Genomic DNA, 16,781 nt, shown 5'->3' with positions numbered 1-16,781 from the left:
GTGACCCTGGTGCTCCTCGCGGTGGTCCTGGTCGCCGGCCGGACCTCCTGGGGAGCGGCCGAGATCGAGCGGCTGCGGCGGTTCCTGGAGTTCTACGTCGGCGTGTTCACCCTCCTGGCCGCGACCGCGGCGGTCGTCGCCGGGGTCGTCGCCGCACAGCGGGTCCTGCCGATCGGGCTGCGCATCCTCGCCCAGGGCGCCCACCGCGCGACCGCGGTCATGGCCGTCGGATTCCTGGTCGCCCACATCGTCCTGAAGGTCATGGAGGCCCACGCGACGGTCCTCGACGCGTTCCTGCCCTTCACCGGCCACGGCCGGCGCGCCGTCCTGGTCGGCCTGGGCACCATCGCCGGCGACCTGCTGATCGTCATCGTCGCCACCGGCGTGCTGCGCGGCCGGTTCGTCACCGGCCCCCGTCCGTGGCTGTGGCGCACGGTGCACGCGCTCGCGTACGTGATGTGGGCCGTGGCGCTCGTCCACGGCCTGGCGGCCGGCCGCACGCCCAAGGCCTGGGTCACCTGGAGCTACCTCGTCTGCGCCGCGCTGGTGCTGGTCGCGGCGATGGCCCGGTTGCCGCGCCTGGCCCGTGACCGCCGCATGCTGCGCGCCCGCAAGGCCAGAGGAGACGGCCGGGTCACGGGGGGCGGGGCGCGCCACGGCGCCGCCGACCCCCGCGACCGGGTCAGCGCGGACGCCCGGGCGGCCGCGGAGACCGGCGACCTGCCCGACGAGCAGTTCTGGGCGGCGTTGCGCGCCGAGACCTCGCCCTGGCTCGGTGACCGGCGGTGATGGACTTCCGGTACGTGGGGCCGCCGCGCCTCGGCCGTGGTCTCGACCGGCACCAGCGCATCGACCAGACCGCCCACCGTGAGGTGCACGGGGAGTTCCGGCGGCGCAGCCTGCGCGAACTGCAGGCGATGGCCGAGCAGGTCGACCTGCGCGGCCGCGGCGGCGCGGCCTTCCCGTTCGCGCGGAAGCTGAAGGCGGTCGTCTCCGCGGCCCGCCGGCAGGACGCCCAGACCGTCGTCCTGGTCAACGCCACCGAGGGCGAGCCGGCCAGCGCCAAGGACAAGCTCCTGATGTCCCGCGTTCCGCACCTCATCCTCGACGGGGCGATGCTGGCCGCCCTCGCGCTCGGCGCCCGCGAGGTCGTCATCGGCGTGACCGACGGCGGCCGGGCCGGCCGGTCCATCCGCAGCGCGGTCGTGGAGAGCAACCTCGGCGGCTTCATCCGCGTCGTCCGCCTGCCGGAGCGGTTCGTCACCGGTGAGGGCGGCGCGCTGGTCAACGGCGTGAACGGCGCGCCGGCGCTGCCTCCGGGCCGCAAGGTGCGGGCCGCCGAACGCGGCGTGGACGGGCTGCCCACCCTGCTGTCCAACGCGGAGACGTTCGCCCAGCTCGCGCTGCTGTCCCAGCTCGGCCCGGACCTGTACCGGGCCATCGGCACGGCCGAGGAACCGGGCACCGTGCTCCTCACCGTCTGGGGGCCCCGCGGGCGGCCCACCGTCGTCGAGGCCCCGGCCGGCACCCCGCTGTTCCAGGTGCTCGACCTGTGCCGGGCCGACGTCGGCCAGGGCGTCCTGATGGGTGGCTACCACGGCGCCTGGCTCGCCCCCGCCGCCGCGAACCGCGCCCGCGTCTCACGCGAGGACATCGCCCGCGCGGGCGCCAGTCTGGGGGCCGGCATCATCCTGCCGCTCGCCCGGGACGTCTGCCCGCTCGGCGAGGTCGCCCGGGTCGCCGTCTACATGGGCATGGAGACCGCCGGGCAGTGCGGTCCCTGCCGCCTGGGCCTGCCGGCCCTCGCCCGGTCGCTGCGCGCGCTGGCGGAGGGCGACTCGCGGTCCGAGGCGCTGTCGGCCGTCCGGCAGGGCATGCAGGTCGTCAAGGGCCGCGGAGCCTGCCACCACCCGGACGGCACGTCGCGCTTCATCGCCTCGGCGCTCGAGGTCTTCCAGGAGGACGTCGCCGTCCACCTGTCCTCCGGGACCTGCGGCCGCCCGGTACGCGGTCTGCTACCGATCGACGGCGAGGAGGTGGCCGCGGCGGAGGAGTCCGAGGACACCGGGATGCGCCTGACTGTGGACTGGACGCGCTGCGCCGGGCACGGACTGTGCGGGCACCTCGTCCCCGACCTGGTGAGCCTGGACGAACACGGCTTCCCGGTCGTCGAGAGCAAGTCCGTGCCGCGGCGCCTGCTGCGGCAGGCCCATCAGGCGATCGAGATGTGCCCCGCCCTCGCCATGCGCTTCAAGACGCCCTGACGCCCGCCCGCGCTCCACGAGACCGGCTCGCTCACGCCTCCGGAGATCCGGCGGTGTCCAGGTGGTCGGCGAGGGTCTGGCTGATGGTGCCGAGCCACCGGACCTGCTCGGCGTCGAGCGCGTCGAACAGCGCCCGTCGTACGGCCTCGACGTGGCCCGGCGCCGCGGCGGCCAGCGCGGCGTACCCCTCGTCGGTGAGGACGGCGAGCTGACCGCGCCGGTCGGTGGGGCAGTCCTCCCGGCGCACCCAGCCGCGTTCCTCCAGCCTGGTGATCGCGTGGGACAGCCGGCTCGGGGAGACACGGGTGCCCTCGGCGAGCACGGACATCCGCAGCGTGCGGCCGGGCGTCTCCGAGAGGCGCACCAGGATCTCGTAGTAGGCGTGCGGAATGCCCGAGTCGCGGCGGAGCTGGGCGTCGATCTCGTCGAGCAGCAGACGATGGGCGGTCAGGTACGCGCGCCAGGTCTGCTGCTCGTCCGGGCTCAGCCATCGCGTCTCGCTCATCCCGGCGAGTCTAGCCACGTGCTTGAGCCTTCAACCGGTTACGGCGGGCGGGCCCTCCTCGGTCAGGTCGCCCAGGCCGATCCCGTGCCGCCGCAGCAGCCGCTCCAGCTCGGCCAGGCGGTAGCAGTAGCCGTCGCCGACGAGGTAGCCCCGCCGGCTGACGCGATAGCAGGGGCGGTCGCCGAGAACGATCGCCTCGATCACCCAGCCGCCTGCCGCGCTCCAGCGTCCCGCCATGCCGCAAAGCGTATGTGACCTGCGACGATGCGCGGGACTGCTCCTGCGGCAGGTGCCCGGCACAGCGGGAACGCGCTACCGCGGCAGGGCGTCGCGCGCGGCGATCGCGGCGCCGCGCGCCCCCGCCATGTCGAGGTCGGGCACCAGGGAGAACCGCGCGGCGCGGGCCTGCTCCTCCCGCAGCACGGTGTGCTCACGGACCTTGCCCAGGAACCACTCCCGGAACCTCGGGCCGGTCTCGACGACGCCGCCGCCGACGAAGTACGCGCCGGGGTCGGTGAAGTTCGCGGCGATGGTGAAGAGGCGGCCGAGCGCGATCGCCTGCTGCTCGAAGATCTTGAGCGCGAGGGGGTCGTCCTGTTCGGCGTAGCCCCGCACGAGCTTGGCGGCCTTGCCCGGCGGCTCGTCGGCCAGTGGGTGCCCCTCGAACCTCGTGAGCCAGTACGGCAGGAGGTTGTTGGCGATCCCGGTCAGCGAGGCCACGCTCTCGGCGTCGGCGGAGAAGCCGCAGTTGCAGGCGGGCACCGGCTGCCCGTCCTCGATCAGCCCGTGCATCGGGATGTGGACGTGCCCGAGTTCGCCGGCCATCCCGGCGGCGCCCTTGACGACCTTTCCGGACTCGACCACGCCGCCGCCCAGGCCGGTGCCGACGATCGCGGACACGGACGAGTGCCGGGACGCGTCGGCGCCGAAGTGGGCGTGGTGGGCGTACAGCGCCGCGGCGTTCCCGTCGTTGTTGTAGACGACGGGCAGTCCCAGGCGCTCCTCGAGGGCGGCGCGGATGTCGAAGCCCCACCACTCGGGCTGGGGGAAGTTCGTGGCGCCCTTGCTGGAGATGACACCGGTCGCGCTCGCCGGGCCCGGGGTGTCGAGGCCGACGGCGCGGACCCGCGCCGGATCGGTACCGGTCACCTCCAGGACCCCCGCCAGGGACGCGGCCAGGGCCTCCACGGCCACCTCCGGCCCTTCGAGCACCCGGCTGGGAGTCTCCACGAGACGGTCGACGAGGAAGTTCCCCGAGGCGTCCAGCACGGTCGCGTTGTTGCTGGTACCGCCGTTGTCCAGTCCGACGACCACCCACGTGTCCGGCATTCCGCATCCCCTTTCGGCCCCATGATGGTACGGCTCGCGGCGACGCGCGCACCGTGAGGGGCCTGATCCGGCCGCGGGTCGTCCGTCCGTGCTCGGTCGCCCCCGGCCGGCCGCGGCCCTGGTCCCGAGGTCGCTCGGGACGCCTTCCGGTCCGCCGGGGTGGACCCGCCCGGCTCAGTGATCGGGGTGGGCTCCGGCGGGCGGCTTGACCGCGACGCCGCCGTATCCCCAGACGTTCCGGATGGCGCGTTCCAGCACCTCCGTGGGCTCCCCGTCGGGGTTCCACGTGACGGTCAGGCCCGGCTCGACCAGCTCCAGGCCGTCGAAGAACCGCAGGATCTCCTCATGGGTCCGCATGTTCATCGTGGACGTGGCGTTGGCCCAGCCGGCGGAGGCGGCCAGGCCGGTCTCCGGGTCCGGGTCCAGGGACGCGTGCGTCAGCATCAGCATGCTGCCCGGCGCCAGCCCGTCGCAGAGCCTCTTCACCACGCCGTACGGGTCCTCGTCGTCCCGCAGGAAGTGCAGCACCGACACCAGCATCAGCGCGACCGGCCGGTCGAAGTCGAGGACGTCGCGTATCTCGGAAGCCGCCAGGATCTTCTCCGGCTCGCGCAGGTCGGCCGGCACGATCGTGACGCGGTCCTGCTGCTCGCGGGAGAGGAGCGCCCGCGCGTGGGTCAGCACGATCGGATCGTGGTCGACGTAGGCGACACGGGCTTCAGGCGCGAGCTCGTGGGCGACCTCGTGCACGTTGCCGGCGGTCGGGATCCCGGTGCCGATGTCGAGGAACTGGGTGACGCCCCGGCGGATGGCGTACCGGACCGCGCGGCGCAGGAACAGCCGGCTCAGCCGGATGCTCTGCGGCATGTCCGGCATCGCCTCGAGGACCTTCCGTACGGCCGCCCGGTCGACCGCGAAGTTGTCCTTGCCGCCCAGCAGGTAGTCGTACATGCGGGCCGTGTGCGGCACCGAGGTGTCGATGCCCGGATGCGAGCCCGTTCCGCGCGGGTCCGGCGTCACTTCCGCATGACCTCCGGCTCCTGGCGGCGGAGCATCCGGGCGACCAGGAACGACAGCACGACCACCTGCAGGACCATGATGCCCATGTCCAGGCTCCACGTACCGAGGTCCTGCTTCCAGAGGGGGTCCGGCGGGGTGTCCCGGTGCGGGATCAGCTGGCCCGCGTTCAGCGTGCCGGCCATCGCGGCGAGCGCCCATCGGGCGGGCACCAGCCACGAGATCTGCTCCAGCACCGGCTTGCCGTCCAGGTGGACGAGGGCACCGCAGAAGACGACCTGGACGAGCGTCGACATCACCAGGAGCGGCATCGTCATCTCGCTGGTCTTGACCATCGCCGAGATCAGCAGGCCCAGGGTCATCGCGGTGAAGGACAGCAGGGCGATCGCGAGCACCAGTTCGGTGAGCGGAGTCGTGAGCACGCCCTTGTCGTGCGTCTTGACGCCGAGCATGGCCACCAGGGTCAGCACGATCCCCTGGCCGATGGTGATCAGGCCGAGCACGAGCAGCTTCGAGGCGAGATACGCGGATCTGGACAGTCCGACCGCGCGTTCTCGCTGATAGATCGGTCTTTCCTTGACGAGCTCGCGCACCGCGTTCGCGGCCCCGGTGAGGCAGCCGCCGATGCACAGGATGAGCAGGAGGTTGGCCGCCTGGCCGTTCGTGCCGGGGCGCGCGAGCAGGTCGCCGGTGGGCACGACCCGGGCCAGCAGGCCCATGATGATCGGCAGCAGCACGGTGATGCCGAGGAACATCGGGTCGGCGGCGATGCCCCGCACGTAGCGGCGGATCAGCGTGCTCAGCTGCTCCGGCCATTTCTGCGGCTTGGGCGGCGGCTGGTACGAGGCGACCGGCCCGGTCTGCGGCGCGACCGGCTGGACCAGCTCCGCCTGGACGTACCGCTGGTGCTCGGCGGACCGCAGGTAGCGGCCGCCCCAGTCGATGGACGGGTCGTCGAACGCCTGGAAGACGTCCGCCCAGTCGTCGAAGCCCAGGAACGGCAGCGCCTCCTTCGGCGGGCCGAAGTAGGCGATCCGGCCGCCCGGCGCCATGACGAGCAGGCGGTCGCAGATGTCGAGGTTCGCGACGCTGTGGGTGACCACGGCGACCGTGCGGCCGTCGTCGGCCAGGCCGCGCAGCATCTGCATCACCGACTTGTCCAGGCCCGGGTCCAGGCCGGAGGTCGGCTCGTCGAGGAAGAGCAGCGACGGCTTGGTCAGCAGCTCCAGGGCGACGCTGACCCGCTTGCGCTGACCGCCGGACAGCGCGGAGACCTTGTTGTCCCTGCGGTGGTCCAGGGCGAGTTCCTTGAGGACCTCGTCGACGCGCGCCTTGCGCTCGCTCTGCCGGGTGTCGTCGGGGAACCGCAGTTCGGCCGCGTACAGGAGCGCGCGGCGCACCGTCAGCTGGGTGTGCAGGATGTCGTCCTGCGGCACGAGCCCGATCCGGGAGCGCAGCTCGGCGTAGTCGCGGTACAGGTCGCGCCCGTCGTACGACACCATGCCCTGGTCGGCGGGGCGCAGGCCGGTGAGCGCGCGCAGCAGCGTCGACTTGCCCGAGCCGCTCGGCCCGATGACCGCGACGAGGCACTTCTCGCCGAGCGGGAACGACACGTGGTCGAGCAGCACCTTGCCCTTGTCGACGGTGACGGTGAGGTCGTGCGCGCTCAGCCGCACCGCGCCGGTGTCGACGTACTGCATGAGGACGTCGTCGACGAGGTGGAACGTCGAGGGCCCGATGCCGATGATGTCCTGCGGCCCGATCGGCGCGCGCTGCACCTGCCGGCCGTTGACGTAGGTGCCGCTCCGGCTGCCCAGGTCGACGATCTCGTACGACCCGCCGTTGGAGCGCAGTTCGGCGTGCTGGCGCGACACCCGCAGGTCCGCGACCACCAGGTCGTTCTCGGGGCCGCGGCCGATGCGCACCACCCGCGAGCCTTCGAGCCTGCGGATCTGCGTCGGCTCGCGGTACTGCCCGCTCATCGTCTGCACGATCGGCGACCGCGGCCGGGGGCCGGGCCCCGGCTGACCGGCCGCGGTCGCCGCGCCGCCGGGGCCCGGCGCGGGGCCTGGGCCGGGGGCGGGCGGAGCCGGGTACGGGGCGGGGCCGGAGGGAGCCTGGTACGGGGCCGGGCCTCCGGCGTATCCGGGAGGCGTCTGAGGGGCGGGGCCGCCGTACGGCGCGGCCTGCCGGTCGGGCGCCCCGCCGGGGTACGGACCGGGCCGGCCCGTGGCGGACGGATCGACCGTCGGGGCGTTCTGACCGGGGTACGCCTCGGGCGCGGGCGGGTACCCGTGCGAGCCGGTCCCGCCCGCCGGGACCCCCGGAGAGACGGGCGGATAGGCGTGGGGCGCGGTCCCGCCCGCGGCGGCCTGCGGAGGCGGCGGGTACTGGCCGGGGGCGCCCGGCTGCGACGGGCCGGCGGGCGGCGCCCCCTGCCAGGAGGCGTCCTGCTGGTACGGCGCCGCGGGACGGGGGGACGGCTCGGAGACGGGCGGACGGCCCGGCGCGGGGACGCCGCCGCCCTGGGTGGCGGGCACGGCGCCCGGGGACCCCGGCGGCAGGTGCCCGGGGGCGGCGGGCGAGCCCGGGAGGCCGGCGGTCGATCCCGGGGCGGCCGAGCCCGGCCCCATGGCGCCCGTGCCGGCGGGAGGCGCGGCTTGGGCGGCCCGGAAGACGAGCGGGACGCCCTCCGCCGGGTGGCCGAGACGGACCTGGCTGCCGGGGGCGACGACGATCCGCTGGATCCGGTGGCCGTCCTGGTAGGTGCCGTTGGCGCTGCCGTTGTCCTCGAGCAGCCACTGACCGGCTTCGAAGCGAAGGATCGCGTGCGTCCGGGAGACGCCGTCGACGGCGACGACGATGTCCGATCCCGGATCCCGGCCCACGCGGTAGGCGCGTCGTGGATCCAGAGCCACCGAAGTGCCGTTGCCATCCACGAAAAGCTGAGTCACGAAACCGCCTTCCCGTCACTGCCCCGTAAGCCGGGTGGAGCGGCTCTCCGCACGCGTGCCCCCTGGCCGAGGCTAAACACTAGGGCTTCGCTGACATACGCTGCAATGTTTCGCAAAACTGGGATGGATCCCCTTGGGAGCGATATGCCGGGGAGGACATTCATCTCACATTCGCGCGCCTGATTTGCCCCCGAGCCGCGCATCCTCGATCATTGACCGAATGTCCCCCGAGCCTCAAGCGTCTCACCAGGCGCATCCGGAGAGTGCCGCCGGGCGATGACCACCACCCTGCAGCCGGCCCCCAGGGCCGACGTTCCACGTACCCGCCGCGCGACCCATCGGCGATGGCTGTTCCATCCGATCGTGGTCGCGACGGCCGCCGCGGCGATCCTGCACCTGTTGTGGGCCAAATACGCCGCGACCGACGGCGGTGACCTCGCCGCGCAGTACGCCTGGACGCGATTCGTGGGGCGTCATCCCGGCTCCGCGTACGACTTCGCGTGGTACGGCGGCATGCACCCGATGTCCTACAGCGTCATCTCGCCGTACCTCATGGCGCTGATCGGGGTGCGCACGGCCGCGGTCATCGCCGGCACGCTCTCCGCCGCCCTCGTCGCCCTGCTGCTCGTCCGCTCGGGCGTCTCACGCCCGCTGGCGCCCGCGCTGTGGGCCGCGTTCTCCCTGTCCTGCAACGCCGTGTCCGGCCGCGTGACCTTCGCGCTGGGCGTGTTCTTCGGGCTGGCCGCCGTGACGGTGGTGTTCGTGACGCGCGGCCCTCGCGCGCTCCGCGCGGTCGCCATCATCGGCCTCGGCGTGCTGGCCACGCTCGCCAGCCCGGTCGCGGGCCTCTTCCTCGAGGTGGTCGCCGGCGCGTTGTTCCTCACCCGGCGCCGCCCGGCCGCGTACGCGGTGGCCGCCGGTCCGCCGGTCGTCGTGGCGGGCTCCGCGCTGCTCTTCCCCTTCCAGGGCGTCCAGCCGTTCCCCTGGTACCTCGTGGTGGCGCCCGTCGTCGCCTCGGTGGCCCTGGTCGCGTTCGCGCCGCGCGAGTGGCGGACCGTGCGCCTGGGAGCGGTCGTGTACGCGATCGGGACCCTCCTCACCTGGGTGATCCCGTCCCAGGTGGGCAGCAACGTCGACCGGATGGCGCTGCTGTTCGGCGGCACCGCGCTGCTGGCCGCGGCGCTGCACCGGCGTACGGCCGTCCTGTTCGTCGCCTTCGCGGCCACGGTCGTCTCCCAGGTGGCCCGGCCGGTCTTCGACCTCGTCAACACCGCCGCGACCGTCGGGCACACGACGAGCCTGGTCGGCGAACTGCGCCGGGTGCGCGCCGACCAGAGCCGGGTCGAGGTCGTGCCCGAGCGCACCCACCTGGAGGCGTCCGAACTCGCCTCGCAGATCAACCTGGCGCGCGGCTGGAACCGCCAGGCCGACGTCCAGCGCAACGCCCTGTTCTACGACGGGACGCTGAACCCGGACACCTACCACGCCTGGCTGCGCCGCTGGGCCGTGGGCTACGTCGTCCTGCCCTCCGCACAGCCCGACTGGCAGGCCATCGACGAGGCCCGCATCGTCCGCTCGGGCCAGCCCTGGCTGCAGCCGGTGTGGCACAACCGGCACTGGCGGCTGTACCGCGTCACGGACGCCGTCCCGCTCGCCGACCCGCCGGCGACCGTGAACCGCGCGCTCGACAACGAACTGGACGTCACGGTCCCGGCCACCGGCTCCGTGCTGCTCCGGGTCCCCTGGTCGCCGTGGCTGGCGGTCCTCGACGGTCGGCCGGGCTGCCTGGCGAAGGCCGGCGACTGGACCCGGCTGTACGCTCCCACCCCCGGCCACTACCGCATCGGCGCGCCGTACCGCCTCCCCCGCGGCTCCTCCTGCCCGAGCTCGAGCTGAACCACGCCGGTGGCCCGGCTCCTCGGCCGCACCGGTGCCCGGGGTTCCTGGAGCGCGCCGACACCCCGAGTTCCTGGAGCGCGCCGACACCCCACGGTCTTGGACCGCGTCGGCGCCCGGGGGTTCCCGGATCGCGCCGGCGTCCCGGGCCCTGGGCCGCGCCGGCGCCCGGACGAACGGGGGGCGCCGGCGGGCGGGTCACACGCCGAGGCGGCCGCTCAGCCAGCGGAGCGCGGGGGTGAGCTCGCGGTTCCAGACGCTGAAGTGGTGCCCGCCCGTGGGCAGGGTGATCGAGGCCACGCGCATCGGGGGACGGACGAGCGCGATGAACCGCCGGGTCGCCTGGTAGTCCTTCTCCCCCACCCGGCTGGTCGTGACCAGCACGTCGACCGGCGGGGCGGGCAGGTGCCGGAGCCGCCAGTCCAGGTCGTTCTCGTTCCGGTACGCCGGGCTCCCGCCGTACAGGTCGCCGGTGGTGATGTCGCGCAGCGCCTTGTAGTAGCCCGAGAGCGAGATCGCCGCGGCGAAGCGGTCCGAGTGGCGCATGGCAAGCTTCAGCGCGCAGTAGCCGCCGGTGGAGTCCCCCAGCGCGCTCCATCCGGCCGGCGCGGGGGCGGTGCGGTACGCCGCCTGGACCGCGGCGGGCAGGTCCCGCGCGAAGAACGTCTCGGCGAGCGGGCCGTTCGGGACGTCGGTGCACTCGGTGTCGCGCGGCGGGGTGACCATGGGCCGCATCATGACGAAGATCATCGGCTTGATGCGGTGGGCGGCGATCTCCTGGGCGGCGGTCTGCGGGAGCCGGAGGCGCGTGACGAGGTTCTGGGCGTTCCCCGGGTAGCCGGTGAGCGCCAGCGTCACCGGGAACCGGCGGGTCCGGTCCTGGAAGTACTGCGGCGGCAGGTAGACGTAGGCCAGGGCGGTGATCCCCGACCGCGCGCCGTGGATCGTCACCGCCTCCAGCCGCCCGTCCTGGGCGGGGAGCCGATGGCCGTCGATGAAGGCGTCGTGCATCGGGACGAGCAGCGGGTCCGGCCCGTCCGGGCCGCTCCCGCCCTGAGGACGGTGGCCGGCCGGATCGCCGGTGCCGCCTCCCGCGCCCCCGGACATGCCCAGCAGGTCGCCCCACGACCCGTAGAAGGCGAAGTACGCGTTGGCGACGGTGAGCAGGGCCGCCAGGAGGAGGATCTGGGAGACCAGGAGCAGGCCCACCCGCGCCGGGAGCACGCGTCCGGCACGGGGCACGGCCCACACCACGCCGGCCAGGGCCGCCAGGGCGAGGACGCAGATGAGGAGGATGAACGGGGTGCCGGTGAGGCCCATTGACGTCAGTTCTCCGGACTCAGCCGGCCGCTGAGCCATCGCAGTACGGCAGGAAGGTCCCGCTGCCAGGTCGGGAGCGCGCCGCCACCGTGGACGGTGAGGGAGTCGGCGCTCGTCGGCGGGCGGACCAGTGCGGTGAGCCGCCGCGCCGCCTCGCCCGTGCCGCCGGCGGTGAGCACGAGGAGGTGCGCCGGGGGCGGCGGACGGTGGCCCAGCGTCCAGAGCAGGTCGTTCTCGTGCTGGATCGCCGTGCTGCGCCCGTACCGGTCGCCGTACAGGTCGCCGGGCGGAGCGCCGTACGACGACGCGGCGGAGGCCGCCGCGGTGAAGCGGTCACCGTCCCGCAGGGCGAGCTTGGCCGCGCAGTAACCGCCGGACGCGTCTCCGATGACACCCCAGCCGGGGCCGTCCTGGGCGACCCGGTAGGAGGTCGCCACCGCCATCGGCACGTCCTCGGCGAAGAAGGTGTTCGCCTGCTGCCCGCCGGGCACGTCGACGCAGGCGCCGACCGGGCTCATGAGGACGTACACGGTCGGCTGCACCGCGCCGCCGGCGATCTGACCGGCCGCGACCGCCGGCAGGCGCAGCCGGGTGAGCGTGCCCCGCACGTCCGCCGTGAGGACGAGCACGACGGGCAGCCGCCGATGGCGGTAGGCCCGCCGGGTGTACTGCGGGGGCAGGTACACGTAGCCCGTGGCCGTGACGCCGGAGCGAAGGCCGTGGAAGACCACCGCGTCCAGGCGTCCGTCCTTCGGGGACAGGGCGCGCGACAACGCGTCGGAGGTGGGCCGCAGAGACGGCTGCGCGACGGCGGGCGGCGCGGCCACGGCCGCTCCCCCGACGACTCGTACCCGGCTCTTGTCCGTGCCGAGCAGATCGGCCCAGGACCCGAAGAAGCCGAACGAGGAGTTCACCGCCACGAGCACCGCGAACACCACGATGGACTGGGTGCCCACCACGAGGCCCGCCCGCGCCGCCACCTGTCGCGGACCGCGGCCCGCGACCCGTGGCAGCAGGACGACGCAGGCCGCGAACGCGACGAGTCCCAGGATGCCGAGAAGGGCGGCGAACGGGCCGTCGGTCAGGCCCATCAGGACGCCTTCCCCGGCCCGGTGATCGGGCGCAGCCGCGTCCGGCGGGCCCGCGCGACGAGACGCCGTACCGGCCCTTCGAACAGGACGTAGCCGATCAGCGTGACCGTGGTCCCGACGACGGCGCCGCCCGCGATGTCCTTCAGCGGCACGCCGCCGACGGCGAAGGTCGCTGCCATGATCAGCGCAGCGCCGGCCGCCACCAGTCCCAGCCGGCGATGGACGAGGACCAGGCCGACGGCGGTGGCCGCCGCGACCGCCACGTGATCACTGGGCGCGGGAAGCTCGGCCGTGTGCGCCGTCGCCTCGTGCGGCACTGGCAGCCGTACGGTCGGCATCTCCTCGAGCGGCTGGTTGACCAGCACGGCGGCGATGACGCCCAACGGCGCCCAGATCGCCGCGGCCATGGCGGCGGCGCGCCGGCGCCGGGCCGTCCACCAGCCGCCGACGAGCAGGGCCGCGTACAGGACCGGTCCGAACGTCGCCCAGCCGACCAGGGCCAGGTGCGCCAGGTGACCGCCGACCGAATGAGCGTTCAGCATGTGTTCTTGCTCCCGCGGGAGCGTTGATCCAATCCCCTCGACATCGCTGCGGACAGCGTAGGAATCGGATGGTCAGCACTCGTTCAACGCCTGGTTAGCGGAACGCTCACCTTTCTTCCAGTCGCCCTGGATGCGGCGCTCGGCTCCGGGTGCGATCGTCTCTCCGGCACCGGGCAGCGCGGTAACAATGATCACCCACAGCAGTCACGTTGTACCATTCAGGCAGTGAGACCCACGGCGGCCGCCGGTCGAGTCCGGCACCCTCCGCCGGTGGACCTGGAGGAACCCATCACGTCATCCGTCCCTCATCCCCCGTTCGACGAATGCTTCATCCGACGGGGGAGGTCGAGGTCATGAGCCCGCGCATCCTGACCCGACGGCGGGTGTCCGAGCCGGTCGCCGAGCGACTCGACGGGTCGATCGCCGCACGATTTCCGGTACGGACCTGGGTGGCCGCCGGACTGCTCGCCGCCGCGCTGTGCGGGGTGGTCGCCGGTGCGCGCCTGGCCGACCTCGGCTTCCATGACATCGACGTCGGCGACTGGGCCGAGGATCTGTCCGCCCGGGCGGGCCGGATCCGCTGGGAGTTCGTGCCGCTGATCGTCGCCCTGGCGTCGCTGCACTACCTCGCGTCGGGCCTCGGCGTACGCGCCGCGGCCGACGGCGTCTCCGGCCGGCGGCTCCGCCTGTGGGAGGTGACGGCGTCGCAGTTCGCCGGGGCCGCGGCCAACCGCCTGGCGCCCAGCGGGCTCGGCTCCGCGGCGGTCACGTGCCGCTACCTCACCCGGCGCGGTCTGCCGGTGTACGAGGCGACGGCGGCGATGGCCGCGGCCGGTGTCCTGCGGGGCGTGACGAAGCTCGGTCTCATGGTGCTGGCCGTGGGCGTGTGGAACGGCCTGGACGACCCGTCGGTGCCGGCCATCCGCCTCGACCGGGCCGTGAGCCGTCACTCCGGGGTGATCGTCCCGGTCCTCCTCGCGGTGGCGGGCGCCGCGGTCCTGCTCGCCCTGATCGTTCTCTGCTGGCCGGGCGGCCGGGCCCGTGCCTGGACCCGCGCCACCGTCACCGGTGTGGGCCGATCGCTGCGGCACCTCCTCCACCGGCCGCGCTGCCTGCTGTGGACGCTCGCCGCGTCGACCGGCGCGCACGTCGCGCTGGCGCTGGCTTTCGCGGTCAGCCTGCTCGCCGTCCCCGGTGCGGTCGGCGGGGCCTTCGTCGCGCTGCCGGCCGTCTACCTGCTCGGCGCCACGGCCGGCGCCGCGATCCCGACACCCGCCGGGGTGGGGTCGACCGAGGCCGCGCTGATCACCGCGCTGGCGGCCGCGCACGTCCCGACCGGCCAGGCGGCCGAAGGGGTCCTGCTGTTCCGGGCCATGACCTTCTGGGCGCCGGTCCCGGTGGGCGTGCTCAGCACCCGGCTCCTGCGCCGCAGGCACGGGCTGTAGCCCTCCCGTGTGCGGGGGCCCGGTCACACCAGGCCGTGCCGGGCGGCGAAGACCGCGAGGCGTACCCGGTTCGGGCATCCCGTCTTGGTCATGAGACCCGCCACGTGCGTCTTCACCGTCGTGACGCCGATGTGCAGGCGTTCGGCGATCTCCGCGTTGGACGAGCCCTCCGCCAGGAGGGACAGGACGGTGCGCTCCCGTTCCGTGAGGTTCAGGTCGGGGGCCGTAGAGTCGTCCTGGCGGGCGCCGACCGCCTGGGCGACCAGCCTCCGCAGCACCGGCGCGCTGAAGGGGCTGTCCCCGTCGGCAGCCCTCCGGATCGCGTCCACCAGCGTCCCGGGCGCGACGTCCTTGGCGAGGAAGCCGCAGGCCCCGGCGGCGAGCGCCGGGTAGAGATGGTCGTCGTCATCGAACGTCGTGAGGACGACGACGCGCGTCGCGGGCCGTTCGGCGAGGATCCGCGCCGTCGCGGCGATGCCGTCCACGCCCGGCATCCGCAGATCCATGATGACGACGTCCGGTGTCAGGCGCGCCGCGAGCCGTACGGCCTCGGCGCCGCCGGCCGCCTCTCCGATCACCTCGATGTCGTCGGTCGATTCGCACAGCATCCGCAGGCCCGCCCGCACGAGATGCTGGTCGTCGACGATGAGCACCTGGATCATTCCCTCATCCGATCACGACCTCGGCTCCGGCAGCAGGGCGGACAGCCGCCATCCACCGGAGGCAGGGCCGACCTCGAGGCTGCCGCCGACCAGGTCCACGCGCTCGCGCATGCCGAGCAGGCCGTGCCCGGCGCCGCCGGCCGCCGAACGGTCGCCGGCCGCCGCGAGGCCGCCGGGCACGTCATTGCGGATCTCCAGGCTGACGGAGCCGTCCCCGGTCATCACCGCGTCGAGCCGTACGGACGCCTGCCGCCCCGCGTGCTTGACGATGTTGGTGAGTCCCTCCTGGACGAGCCGCAGCAGTGTCAGGCCGCGCACGGCGTCGAGCCCGGCGAGTTCGGGGGTGACCGACGCCTCCACGGTGAGCCCCGCCCGACGGGCCCGGTCCACGAGACCGTCCAGCGCGACGGGCAGGTCCGCCGGCTCGGCGAGCAGGCGGCCGGGGTCATCCGGGTCGCGCAGCGCGGTGAGCAGTCGCCGCAGGTCGGCCAGGGCGCTGGAGGCACTGGCGTGCACGTCGTCGAGCACCTCGGTCACTCTCGGGTCGGTGCGCGGGATGACGTGCCGGGCCACGCCGACCCGGAGCGCCACCGAGGCCAGGTGGTGGGCGACCATGTCGTGCAGTTCGCGGGCGATCGCGGTGCGCTCGCTCATCCGGGTGGCTCGTTCCGCCTCCGCGGCGCGTTCCTGAGCGCTGCGCGCGACCTGTTCGAGCGAGCGGACGTACGCGGCGAGCAGCATCGGGCCGCCCACGACCGCGGCCAGCTTGTACAGCAGGGCCGGGACGTCGCCCGGCAGGCCGATGGCGAGGTAGACCGTGGTCAGCGCGGACGCGGTGAGCAGAGCGGGCACGCCCCAGCGGCGGAGCGCGACCTCGAACAGTGCCGTGCTCGCCATGATCTTGATGCCGATCGGCGGCAGGTGGCCGAATCGCTCGGCCAGGGCGAGGAGCGCCGCCTGCCCGAGGGCCACGGTCAGCGGCAGCCGCCCGCCGAGCGTTCCCAGTGCGAGCGAGCAGAGGGCCGGGCCCCAGTCGGCCGGCGCCTGCGGAGCGGCGGTCCGGTGCAGGAGGAGGTAGCCGAACGCACAGGCGAGCAGGACCGCCCGCAGCGGGCCGAACCCGCTCCCGAGCAGGGCCGTCCGCGCCGGGGGAAGGTCGTTCCCGCGCAGGCGGCCGAGCCGGATCCTCTCCACATCGACCGAGACTAGGTCCTGTCCCGAAGCCCCGCCGTCCTCCTGCGGGAGGAGGACGGCTCCTCCGACCGGCCGCCGGGTCGGGCCGCCCGGCGGACGCGCCACCCGGACGTCGCCGCGGAGGGTAGGGGCATGACGACACACATCGCCCACCGGGACAGTGCCATCGCGGCGTTCGTCTTCCTCGGCGGAGCCATCGCCGTCGGGGTATGGACCGTGCTGCTCGGCTTCTACGCCTCCGCCGCCGTCCGTCCCCTCTGGGTCGGATTCGACCTGCTACTCGTCGCCGGAATGGCGCTGACCGGATGGCTGGCCCGCCGCCGGGACGGGCGAGCGGCCCTGACCGCCGCCGGGCTGGCCGCGCTCATGCTCGCCGACGTCTGGTTCGACGTGATGACGGCCCGGCCCGCCTACCGGCCCACGTCGATCGTGATGGCGCTCACGCTGGAACTGCCGTTCGCCGCCGCCTGCGCCGCCTTCGCGCTGCGGGTCCGGGCGCGGACGTGGCGGTGAGCATGGCGACCGCACCGGGTCGATCCGCCGCCTCGACGCCGGCGCGGGC

General features: G+C 74.0%; 15 protein-coding genes. 5 read left to right on the top strand and 10 right to left on the bottom strand.

Features of this window, described 5'->3' with window-relative positions; all coding sequences use genetic code 11:
* Positions 1-789, top strand: a complete 789-nt coding sequence (locus NE234_RS32730; protein ID WP_252784746.1) for a hypothetical protein — start codon at positions 1-3, stop codon at positions 787-789.
* Positions 789-2,264 carry an NADH-ubiquinone oxidoreductase-F iron-sulfur binding region domain-containing protein gene (locus NE234_RS32725; RefSeq protein ID WP_252784745.1) on the top strand — a complete coding sequence of 492 codons (1,476 nt, stop codon included), beginning with the start codon at positions 789-791 and terminating at the stop codon, positions 2,262-2,264. The genes NE234_RS32730 and NE234_RS32725 overlap by 1 nt, the downstream gene beginning before the upstream one ends.
* A 31-nt stretch (positions 2,265-2,295) precedes the next feature.
* Here the strand turns inward: NE234_RS32725 and NE234_RS32720 are convergent, their stop codons facing one another.
* From NE234_RS32720 to NE234_RS32700, 5 genes are all read right to left on the bottom strand, one after another.
* A complete protein-coding gene (locus tag NE234_RS32720; RefSeq protein ID WP_252784744.1) occupies positions 2,296-2,769 on the bottom strand; it encodes a MarR family winged helix-turn-helix transcriptional regulator in 474 nt (157 codons plus the stop codon).
* Between the two features lie 30 nt (positions 2,770-2,799).
* Positions 2,800-3,006: a hypothetical protein gene (locus tag NE234_RS32715; protein ID WP_252784743.1), complete on the bottom strand. Its 207-nt coding sequence runs from the start codon at positions 3,004-3,006 to the stop codon at positions 2,800-2,802.
* 75 nt (positions 3,007-3,081) lie between these two features.
* The gene (locus tag NE234_RS32710) at positions 3,082-4,098 is read right to left on the bottom strand and encodes an ROK family protein (protein ID WP_252784742.1); all 1,017 of its coding nucleotides are present in this window, start codon (positions 4,096-4,098) and stop codon (positions 3,082-3,084) included.
* A 174-nt stretch (positions 4,099-4,272) separates the two neighbouring features.
* Positions 4,273-5,118 (bottom strand): SAM-dependent methyltransferase, encoded by an 846-nt coding sequence (locus NE234_RS32705; RefSeq protein WP_252784741.1) that lies wholly within the window; start codon positions 5,116-5,118, stop codon positions 4,273-4,275.
* A complete protein-coding gene (locus tag NE234_RS32700; protein WP_252784740.1) occupies positions 5,115-8,069 on the bottom strand; it encodes an FHA domain-containing protein in 2,955 nt (984 codons plus the stop codon). The genes NE234_RS32705 and NE234_RS32700 overlap by 4 nt, the downstream gene beginning before the upstream one ends.
* A 276-nt stretch (positions 8,070-8,345) precedes the next feature.
* Between NE234_RS32700 and NE234_RS32695 the strand changes: the two genes are divergently transcribed.
* Complete coding sequence (locus tag NE234_RS32695; RefSeq protein ID WP_252784739.1) at positions 8,346-9,965, top strand: MFS transporter; 1,620 nt, start codon at positions 8,346-8,348, stop codon at positions 9,963-9,965.
* Between the two features lie 198 nt (positions 9,966-10,163).
* On the opposite strand, the gene NE234_RS32690 is transcribed toward NE234_RS32695, so the two are convergent.
* The 3 genes from NE234_RS32690 to NE234_RS32680 are packed head-to-tail and all read right to left on the bottom strand — an operon-like array spanning position 10,164 to position 12,918.
* Positions 10,164-11,285: an alpha/beta hydrolase gene (locus NE234_RS32690; protein ID WP_252784738.1), complete on the bottom strand. Its 1,122-nt coding sequence runs from the start codon at positions 11,283-11,285 to the stop codon at positions 10,164-10,166.
* A 5-nt stretch (positions 11,286-11,290) separates the two neighbouring features.
* Positions 11,291-12,376 (bottom strand): alpha/beta hydrolase, encoded by a 1,086-nt coding sequence (locus NE234_RS32685; RefSeq protein ID WP_252784737.1) that lies wholly within the window; start codon positions 12,374-12,376, stop codon positions 11,291-11,293.
* On the bottom strand, positions 12,376-12,918 hold the full coding sequence (locus tag NE234_RS32680) for a hypothetical protein (protein WP_252784736.1): 543 nt from the start codon (positions 12,916-12,918) through the stop codon (positions 12,376-12,378). The genes NE234_RS32685 and NE234_RS32680 overlap by 1 nt, the downstream gene beginning before the upstream one ends.
* 353 nt (positions 12,919-13,271) lie before the next feature.
* Here NE234_RS32680 and NE234_RS32675 point away from each other — a divergent pair, with 353 nt between their 5' ends.
* Positions 13,272-14,363 (top strand): lysylphosphatidylglycerol synthase transmembrane domain-containing protein, encoded by a 1,092-nt coding sequence (locus NE234_RS32675; protein WP_252784735.1) that lies wholly within the window; start codon positions 13,272-13,274, stop codon positions 14,361-14,363.
* Between the two features lie 23 nt (positions 14,364-14,386).
* On the opposite strand, the gene NE234_RS32670 is transcribed toward NE234_RS32675, so the two are convergent.
* Positions 14,387-15,025 carry a response regulator gene (locus NE234_RS32670; RefSeq protein WP_252784734.1) on the bottom strand — a complete coding sequence of 213 codons (639 nt, stop codon included), beginning with the start codon at positions 15,023-15,025 and terminating at the stop codon, positions 14,387-14,389.
* A 12-nt stretch (positions 15,026-15,037) separates the two neighbouring features.
* Complete coding sequence (locus NE234_RS45555; protein WP_252784733.1) at positions 15,038-16,219, bottom strand: sensor histidine kinase; 1,182 nt, start codon at positions 16,217-16,219, stop codon at positions 15,038-15,040.
* Positions 16,220-16,351: 132 nt separating this feature from the next.
* Between NE234_RS45555 and NE234_RS32660 the strand changes: the two genes are divergently transcribed.
* Complete coding sequence (locus tag NE234_RS32660) at positions 16,352-16,732, top strand: hypothetical protein (protein WP_252784732.1); 381 nt, start codon at positions 16,352-16,354, stop codon at positions 16,730-16,732.
* Positions 16,733-16,781 lie beyond the last annotated feature (49 nt).

Source organism: Actinoallomurus rhizosphaericola (assembly GCF_024055675.1).
GTDB lineage: Bacteria > Actinomycetota > Actinomycetes > Streptosporangiales > Streptosporangiaceae > Actinoallomurus > Actinoallomurus soli.
The sequence above is the reverse complement of the archived record's forward strand: the minus strand, read 5'-3'. Positions and strand labels throughout refer to the sequence as shown.

Bases quoted from the DNA above. Each gene is read 5' to 3' on its own strand.
- NE234_RS32670 (WP_252784734.1), bottom strand. From the start codon at position 15,025: ATGATCCAGGTGCTCATCGTCGACGACCAGCATCTCGTGCGGGCGGGC.
- NE234_RS32710 (WP_252784742.1), bottom strand. From the start codon at position 4,098: ATGCCGGACACGTGGGTGGTCGTCGGACTGGACAACGGCGGTACCAGC.
- NE234_RS32675 (WP_252784735.1), top strand. From the start codon at position 13,272: ATGAGCCCGCGCATCCTGACCCGACGGCGGGTGTCCGAGCCGGTCGCC.
- NE234_RS32660 (WP_252784732.1), top strand. From the start codon at position 16,352: ATGACGACACACATCGCCCACCGGGACAGTGCCATCGCGGCGTTCGTC.
- NE234_RS32690 (WP_252784738.1), bottom strand. From the start codon at position 11,285: ATGGGCCTCACCGGCACCCCGTTCATCCTCCTCATCTGCGTCCTCGCC.
- NE234_RS32685 (WP_252784737.1), bottom strand. From the start codon at position 12,376: ATGGGCCTGACCGACGGCCCGTTCGCCGCCCTTCTCGGCATCCTGGGA.
- NE234_RS32715 (WP_252784743.1), bottom strand. From the start codon at position 3,006: ATGGCGGGACGCTGGAGCGCGGCAGGCGGCTGGGTGATCGAGGCGATC.
- NE234_RS32695 (WP_252784739.1), top strand. From the start codon at position 8,346: ATGACCACCACCCTGCAGCCGGCCCCCAGGGCCGACGTTCCACGTACC.
- NE234_RS32680 (WP_252784736.1), bottom strand. From the start codon at position 12,918: ATGCTGAACGCTCATTCGGTCGGCGGTCACCTGGCGCACCTGGCCCTG.
- NE234_RS32720 (WP_252784744.1), bottom strand. From the start codon at position 2,769: ATGAGCGAGACGCGATGGCTGAGCCCGGACGAGCAGCAGACCTGGCGC.
- NE234_RS32725 (WP_252784745.1), top strand. From the start codon at position 789: ATGGACTTCCGGTACGTGGGGCCGCCGCGCCTCGGCCGTGGTCTCGAC.